Annotated in this window: 6 protein-coding genes and 1 riboswitch; of the genes, 4 read left to right on the top strand and 2 right to left on the bottom strand. The window is 53.6% G+C overall.

Features of this window, described 5'->3' with window-relative positions; genetic code table 11:
- Positions 1 to 190: 190 nt before the first annotated feature.
- Complete coding sequence (locus tag C8N40_RS10710) at positions 191 to 598, bottom strand: STAS/SEC14 domain-containing protein (protein ID WP_146173550.1); 408 nt, start codon at positions 596 to 598, stop codon at positions 191 to 193.
- Between the two features lie 208 nt (positions 599 to 806).
- Between C8N40_RS10710 and C8N40_RS10705 the strand changes: the two genes are divergently transcribed.
- Both C8N40_RS10705 and C8N40_RS10700 read left to right on the top strand, forming a co-directional pair.
- Positions 807 to 1,331: an AAA family ATPase gene (locus tag C8N40_RS10705; protein WP_108211751.1), complete on the top strand. Its 525-nt coding sequence runs from the start codon at positions 807 to 809 to the stop codon at positions 1,329 to 1,331.
- Between the two features lie 11 nt (positions 1,332 to 1,342).
- The gene (locus C8N40_RS10700) at positions 1,343 to 2,218 is read left to right on the top strand and encodes an aldose 1-epimerase family protein (RefSeq protein ID WP_108211750.1); all 876 of its coding nucleotides are present in this window, start codon (positions 1,343 to 1,345) and stop codon (positions 2,216 to 2,218) included.
- Positions 2,219 to 2,583: 365 nt separating this feature from the next.
- Here the strand turns inward: C8N40_RS10700 and C8N40_RS10695 are convergent, their stop codons facing one another.
- The gene (locus tag C8N40_RS10695) at positions 2,584 to 2,832 is read right to left on the bottom strand and encodes a hypothetical protein (RefSeq protein WP_092102129.1); all 249 of its coding nucleotides are present in this window, start codon (positions 2,830 to 2,832) and stop codon (positions 2,584 to 2,586) included.
- A gap of 227 nt (positions 2,833 to 3,059) precedes the next feature.
- Positions 3,060 to 3,156: riboswitch (TPP riboswitch) on the top strand.
- 62 nt (positions 3,157 to 3,218) lie between these two features.
- Between C8N40_RS10695 and C8N40_RS10690 the strand changes: the two genes are divergently transcribed.
- Positions 3,219 to 5,636 carry a TonB-dependent receptor gene (locus C8N40_RS10690; protein ID WP_108211749.1) on the top strand — a complete coding sequence of 806 codons (2,418 nt, stop codon included), beginning with the start codon at positions 3,219 to 3,221 and terminating at the stop codon, positions 5,634 to 5,636.
- 661 nt (positions 5,637 to 6,297) lie between these two features.
- Positions 6,298 to 7,476, top strand: coding sequence for an acyl-CoA dehydrogenase family protein (locus C8N40_RS10685; RefSeq protein ID WP_108211748.1), 1,179 nt, complete (start codon positions 6,298 to 6,300; stop codon positions 7,474 to 7,476).
- Positions 7,477 to 7,564 lie beyond the last annotated feature (88 nt).

The following is a 7,564-nucleotide window of genomic DNA, read 5'->3' as shown; positions in this document are numbered from 1 at the left end:
TGATCTTTTCCAGATCCAGCTCGTTTTTCTCTTCCATGGTGACTGTGTTAAAGGTAATACTCCTAATCCTTTGACACAGTTTATTTTACAGCCTCTACGGTATCGAAAAAACCGTACTTTCACCTGGCAGCCTGGGCAGAGAAATTGCCCGGGCTGTCACTTTTTCGCTCTGTAACAAAGAAAAGCGGCCTTAACGGCAGCCTTTTAGCCATTCTATAGCCTCCTCCTCGTCGTCATAAATTTGCACCTTAAAATTCCCATAGGCTCGTTTGCCCAGGTCCTTTGTGGCGAGCCTGCCTTCATGATCTTCCGGAACCAAACTGGCTAGGCAAGTCAGCCCGGCCTGCACAGCGGGCGGGAAGCACACGCGCTCCAGCCACTCGTTCGCATCCAGAAAAGAGCCGGTGTAGCTGCGTGCGTCGTTAAGTATCTTGGAGTAAGGGGTTCGCTGCAGCGTTTCCACATATAGCAGCACGGCCGATTTCACCTGCTCTATCGATACAGCACCGTACCAGCAGCCTTTTAGCCAGCCATTTTTCCTGTCTACCTCAACCGTGAAGTATACCTCATCATCGCTGTTGCGCAATTCTTTTTTCATGTACGGGAACGAGAAGCGGAGACGGAACTCTGTAACTGTCAACAAGAGCAGCCAATAGGGCTCCTATAAATCCAAAAGTGAATACTAAAGCTTTTTGTATCATGCTAATTTACACCTTTATCACAAGAAGCAAACTGTGGGCCAAATACTGGCATAAGTATACCTTGCCATCCCTCCGCACCTCATTATTTTTCCCGACCTTTGCCCCATGATCAAAATCGCCATTACCGGACCGGAATCTACGGGCAAGTCTACGCTGGCCGAGCAGCTGGCGGCGCGGTATAACACCGTGTGGGTGCCCGAGTATGCCCGCACTTATGTTGGCAACCTGGGCCGGCCCTATACTTTGGAGGATATCGAAAACATTGCCCGCGGGCAGCTGGCCCTGGAGCGCGAGCAGCAGGAGCAGGCGAATACCATACTTTTCGCCGATACCGACATGCTGGTGCTCAAGATCTGGAGCGAGCACGCCTTTGGCCACTGCCCCGCCTGGATAGAGGAAGAACTGCAGCAGCAAAAGTATAACCTTAGCCTGCTGATGGGCGTTGATTTGCCCTGGGAGCCCGATCCGCAGCGCGAACACCCGCACCTGCGCCAGTTCTTCTACGAGTGGTACAAGCGGGAGCTGGAGGCGCTGCAAACCCCCTTTGTGGAGATAAGCGGGCAGCATCAGGAGCGCCTGCAGCAGGCCACGCAGCACGTGGAACAGCTCCTGCAACTACATCAATCTTAAACAAAGAGAACATGCTATACTTCCTCGAGAACGACAACTATAAGGTGGGCATCGACACACTGGGCGCCGAGCTGCACCACTTCATCAAGAAAGACGAAAACCTGGAGTTTATCTGGCAGGCCGACCCGCAGGTATGGACCGGCCACGCGCCCAACCTCTTCCCGATTGTGGGGGAGCTGCCGGGGCAGCAGTATACTTTCGAAGGGCAGCAGTATGACATGAAGCGCCACGGCTTTGCCCGCCGCAAGGAGTTTGAAGTGGTAGAGGAGCAGCACGACAAACTCGTTTTCCAGCTGACGGAGGATGAGGAGACACTGCAGCAGTACCCGTTTGCGTTCAGGTTGCTGGTGGCCTATACGCTGGAGTGGAACAAACTCTCGGTAACCTACCACGTGGCCAATACCGGCGGTCAGGCTTTATACTTTTCTATTGGCGCTCATCCGGGCTTTAACGTGCCCCTTTACCCCAACGAAAGGTATGAGGACTACTTCATCGAGTTTGAGAAGGAGGAAACGCTGCACCGCTACCTGCTGAGCGAGGATGGCCTGCAGAACGGCGACACAGAATCTGTCATGGAGCAGGAGCGCGTGCTGCCGCTGAAGAGCAGCTACTTCTACAAAGACGCGCTGGTGTTTAAGGAGGTGCAGTCGGAGAAGCTGGTGCTGGGTAGCCATAAGAACGCACGCCGCGTGGAGGTGGAGTTTGAGGGCTTCCCGTACCTGGGCATCTGGGGCAAGCCGGAGCACCCGCGCTACGTGTGCATCGAGCCCTGGTGCGGCATAGCCGGCAGGGTTGGCGAGAGCGGCGACATCACCGAGAAGGAAGGCATCAACCAGCTGGCCCCGGAGCAGAGCTTCGCCCGCACCTATACCATCACAGTGCTGTAGGGTCGTTATTCGTTGTTAGATTTTGGGTGCTAAGCTGCCTCAACTGTTTTGGAGGAGTCTAGGGTAAGCCGTTTCATTCGCATCAATATGTCATCCTGAAAGGATCTTGGTAGCGATTTGTACTGGGTTAGAATATCTCTAAGCAAGTTCCTTACAGAATGACAAAAAATCAAAAGCATTAAAAATAGAATGAAACGTTCCTAGGCCGGGCAACTCCCAAACTTTCTAACTTTTTAACATTCTAACTTTCTAACTCCTCAACTCCTCAACTCCTAAACTCCCAAACTCTCTAACTTTCGAGCTCTCTAAAATCAAAAAGCCCCGCCATGTCTCGAACGTGGCGGGGCTTTTTGCTTGCAGCATTCTCAGTGCAAGGATGGTTCCGGAAACTTCGGAACGTTTATCTTCCTGATGTCATACCTCGGTTCGAAGTCGTTTACAGGAAGCGAAATGCCTGGAGGAAGGTCCAGGTCCGGCAGGTCATCACCTAAAGGCTCGCCTCCGTCATCGTCGTTGTCGGTAGATGGGGGGCGGTTGAATTTAGTACGTGGAGAAAAGGCATAATATGCCAGTATGGTTAACAGTGCTACTGTGTACAATATGCTGATCATCATCGCGGTTCACTTTTTATTTTTCAACTTCTGCTGATCTCTCTGCACAGCAAACGTCTTACTTATAAGCAGTAAAAACTATCGTGCCTCATTATGCTTTAGAACGTACTTTTGGGCTAAGTGGTTATCTGCCAGAGGCAAAATTTAGCAGGCAAGTAAAGCTTGTGTTATGGCGGGATAAAAGTATAAACTACCCATTTTTGGTTTAGATCAGAAAGAGCCGTACCTTTGCCTGTACTCAGGGGTGCCCCAATAAAACGGGCTGAGATCATACCCATTGAACCTGATCCGGGTAATGCCGGCGAAGGGAGAGGTTCGGGAAACAAATGTAGCAGGATGCCTACCCCTGGCATGCCTGTATGTTTCACCATTTTTCTTTTTCCAATCAAATGAAAAGCTTTTTGATGGCATTGGCGGTGACGCTGTTGCCACTGCAACTGCTGGCGCAGCATGCCCTGAACGGGCGTGTAACCGATGCCGCCACAGGCAAAGGTCTGCCCGGTGCTACAGTAGTACTGGTAGAGTCTAACACGGCCACCGCCACCGGAAACGGCGGAGAATTCTCTTTCCCTAATCTTGGTACGGGGGCTTATACGTTAAAAATAACCTACATTGGCTACGAGCAGGGGCAGGCAAGTATAAATCTGCCGCAGAATGAGCCGGTGCAGGTAGCGCTGCGCCCACAGGCCCTGCAAACCGGCGAGGTGGTGGTGTCGGCCACGCGGGCGAGTGATAAGACAGGCACCACGTTTACCAACGTAAGCAAGCAGGAGATTGCCGATCGCAACTTCGGCCAGGATTTGCCTTACCTGCTGGAGCAGACGCCCTCGGTGGTGGTCACTTCTGACGCCGGCGCAGGCGTGGGCTACACGGGCATCCGCATCCGGGGCTCCGACATCACGCGCATTAACGTGACGGTGAACGGCATCCCGGTAAATGACTCCGAAAGCCACGGCACTTTCTTTGTGAACATGCCCGACCTGGCCTCTTCTATCGAGGATGTGCAGGTGCAACGCGGCGTAGGCACCTCTACCAACGGCGCCGGCGCCTTCGGGGCAAGTATGAACATCCGCACCATCGGCGTAAACCGCGAAGCCTATGCCGAGGCCGTGAATTCCTTTGGCTCTTATAACACCTGGCGTCACTCGGTTTCCTTCGGCTCGGGCCTGCTCAACGATAAGTTTACCATTGATGGGCGCCTGTCCAAGGTTTCCTCCGATGGCTACATCGACCGCGCCTTCTCTGATTTGAAGTCTTACTACCTGGCGGCGGGCTACCATGGCAAAACGGGCATGTTCAAGTTCGTGACTTTCTCGGGCAGGGAGAAAACCTACCAGGCTTGGAACGGCGTGCCGGAGGAGAAACTGGAGACGGACCGCACCTACAACTCCCTTACGTACGAGAACGAAACCGACAACTACCAGCAGGACCACTACCAGTTGCACTACTCCAAGGACCTGCTGCCGCGCCTGAACCTGGGCGGTGCCTTCCACTTTACCCGTGGTCGGGGCTACTACGAGCAGTATAAGAACAACCAGAAACTGGCTAACTACGGCATCGCACCGGTGGTGCTGGGCGATACCACCATCAGCCGCTCCGACCTGATTCGCCAGAAGTGGCTCGACAACTATTTCTACGGCGCTACCTATGCCCTGAACTATACCGATGTGGCCGGCAAATTGAACGCTACCCTGGGCGGTGCCTGGAACAAGTATGATGGAGACCATTTTGGCGAGGTAATCTGGGCCCGCTACGCCTCCGACAGTGAGCTGGGGCATCGTTACTACTTCAACAAGGCCCTGAAGACGGACTTCAACATCTTCGGTAAGGTCAATTACCAGCTCACCGAGCGCTTGGGCGTGTTCGGAGATCTGCAGTACCGCACTATTGCTTACAGTATAGACGGCGTGGACGATGATAACCGCGACGTGACGCAGGACGTGGACTTCAGCTTCCTGAACCCGAAAGCTGGCGTTACTTACCAGATTGCCGAGGGGCAGACCGCCTATGCCTCTTATGCTGTGGGTAACCGCGAGCCTACCCGCTCCGACTTTACCGATAAGCCGCAGAACACGCAGGCGGGCGCCGCCGACCCGAAGGCTGAAACGCTCTACAACCTGGAGGCTGGTTACCGCCTGCGTGGCAACAGGCAAAGCACCCGCTATACTTTGGATGCCAACGTCTACTACATGGACTACGACAACCAGCTCGTGCTGACCGGACAGCTGAACGACGTGGGCTCGCCGCTGCGCACCAACATCAAAGACAGCTACCGCGCAGGCGTAGAATTGGCGGGTATGGTCAACTTTAACGATGTGGTGGAACTGAGCTCCAACGTGACCTTCAGCCGAAACAAGATCCGCAACTACACCGAGCACCTGTATGTGTATGATGCCGACTACAACGTGGAGGATGTGGTGGAAACCAACTACAAAGAGACAGACATCTCTTTCTCGCCGGCGGTGGTGTCGGCGCATAAGCTGGAGGTGCAGCCAATAAAGGGTTTCCGGGCGGCTATACTTTACAAAACCGTTGGCAAGCAGTACCTCGACAACACAGCCTCTGAGGAGCGAAAAATTGATGCCTACCAGGTAGCCGACCTGCGCCTGCGCTATACGTTCAAGCCGTCGTTTATGCGGGAAGTAGAGCTGGCGCTGCTGGTAAACAACCTCTTCAACAAGGAGTATGTGGCCAACGGCTATACCTGGAGCGAGCAGTACACGGGCGACAGTAACCGCTACGACTACAACTACTACTACCCGCAAGCCACCCGCAACTTCCTCCTATCCCTGGGCGTGAAGTTTTAAAGTATAAGTCTATACTTTTAGTGAAGGAGCCCTGCCAGTCTGGTAGGGCTTTTTCATTGACTAGGATTTTTAGGATTTATGGATTCTCAGGATTAATGTGAATAAACTGGCGCCGGTATCCTACCGGTGACGTAGGGTGTGTGCGAGTCTCCAGACTCGCTGGGTTGAGTTGCAATACCGGAGACGCAATGTATTGCGTCTCTACAAATCCTTGCTGCCGCAAGTTTAGCGACAGCGTAACTTGTGGTTACGCATGGCAGCAAGTTTGCAACTTGCTTTGCTTTGAAAAAGCAAGGTTACAAGGACTTTGGCTATACTTTATACTTTGATCATGGCTGATTGAAGTATAGAGAGACGCTTGATTTATACTTTTCTGCCCGCACAGAAAGCCAGTTAACCTGTCCCGAAGCAGTTCGAGGAAACTGGCATCAATCGCAACCACAAGTTACCGCTGTCGCTAAACTTGCGGCATGAAATGGGACTACAATAACAATTCTTCCTATCTTTTCAGACTGCAAATCTTTGTAATCTGAGCCCTGTTTAAAGGCTCAGGCAGAGAATCATACCTAATCAGGCAAATCATTTTAAATCACTGGTACAGGTTATCCTTAAAATTTTAACTTTGCATAATACCCTAACGCTTTAACCTTAAAACAAAACTATGGCTTACGAATCATCAGGAGCCCCTGATTACTATAACATTGACGACCTGCTGACGGAGGAGCACCTGCTTATCCGCCAGACCATGCGCGACTTCGTGAAGCGCGAGATTTCCCCTTACATTGAAAAGTGGGCGCAGGACGCGCACTTCCCGTCCGAGATTGTGAGGAAGTTCGGGGAAGTGGGCGCTTTTGGCCCGACCATCCCGACCGAGTATGGCGGCGGTGGCCTCGACTACATCAGCTACGGCATCATCATGCAGGAGATAGAGCGCGGCGACTCCGGCATGCGCTCTACAGCCTCAGTGCAGGGCTCGCTGGTGATGTACCCCATCTACAAGTATGGCTCCGAGGAGCAGCGCAGAAAGTACCTGCCCAAGCTGGCCAGCGGTGAGTGGCTTGGCTGCTTCGGCCTGACCGAACCTGACTTCGGCTCTAACCCGGGCGGCATGATGACCAACATCAAAGACATGGGCGACCATTACCTGCTCAACGGCTCCAAGATGTGGATCTCCAACTCACCCGAGTGCCAGGTGGCTGTGGTGTGGGCTAAAAACGAGGAAGGACGCATCAAAGGCCTGATCGTGGAGCGCGGCATGGAAGGCTTTACTACGCCGGAAATCCACAACAAGTGGAGCCTGCGCGCCAGCTGCACCGGCGAGCTCGTGTTCGACAACGTGAAGGTGCCGAAAGAAAACCTGCTGCCAAACGTGGATGGCCTGCGCGGCCCGCTCGGCTGCCTCGACTCGGCCCGATACGGCATCTCCTGGGGAGCCCTGGGTGCCGCCATTGATTGCTACGAATCGGCCCGCAAGTATAGCATGGAGCGTATCCAGTTCGACAAGCCAATCGGTGGCTTCCAGCTTACGCAGAAGAAACTGGCCGAAATGCTGACCGAGATAACCAAGGCACAGCTGATGGTGTGGCGCCTGGGCACGCTGATGAACGATGGCAAAGCCACCACGCAGCAGATCTCCATGGCCAAGCGCAACAGCGTGGACATGGCCCTGCACATCGCCCGCGAGGCACGCCAGATCCATGGCGGCATGGGCATCACCGGCGAGTACCCGATCATGCGCCACATGATGAACCTGGAATCCGTGATCACCTACGAAGGTACCCACGACATCCACCTGCTCATCACAGGGGCGGATATTACCGGGATTCCGGCGTTCAAGTAGAACCCCTCCCAACCCTCCCCTAAAAACAGGGGAGGGCCATGAAAGTATAAAAAGGCAGCTGCGGGAGTGGCTGCCTTTTTATACTTTC

This window comes from Pontibacter mucosus, assembly GCF_003054055.1.
In the GTDB taxonomy this organism is placed as follows: Bacteria; Bacteroidota; Bacteroidia; order Cytophagales; family Hymenobacteraceae; genus Pontibacter; species Pontibacter mucosus.
The sequence above is the reverse complement of the archived record's forward strand: the minus strand, read 5'-3'. Positions and strand labels throughout refer to the sequence as shown.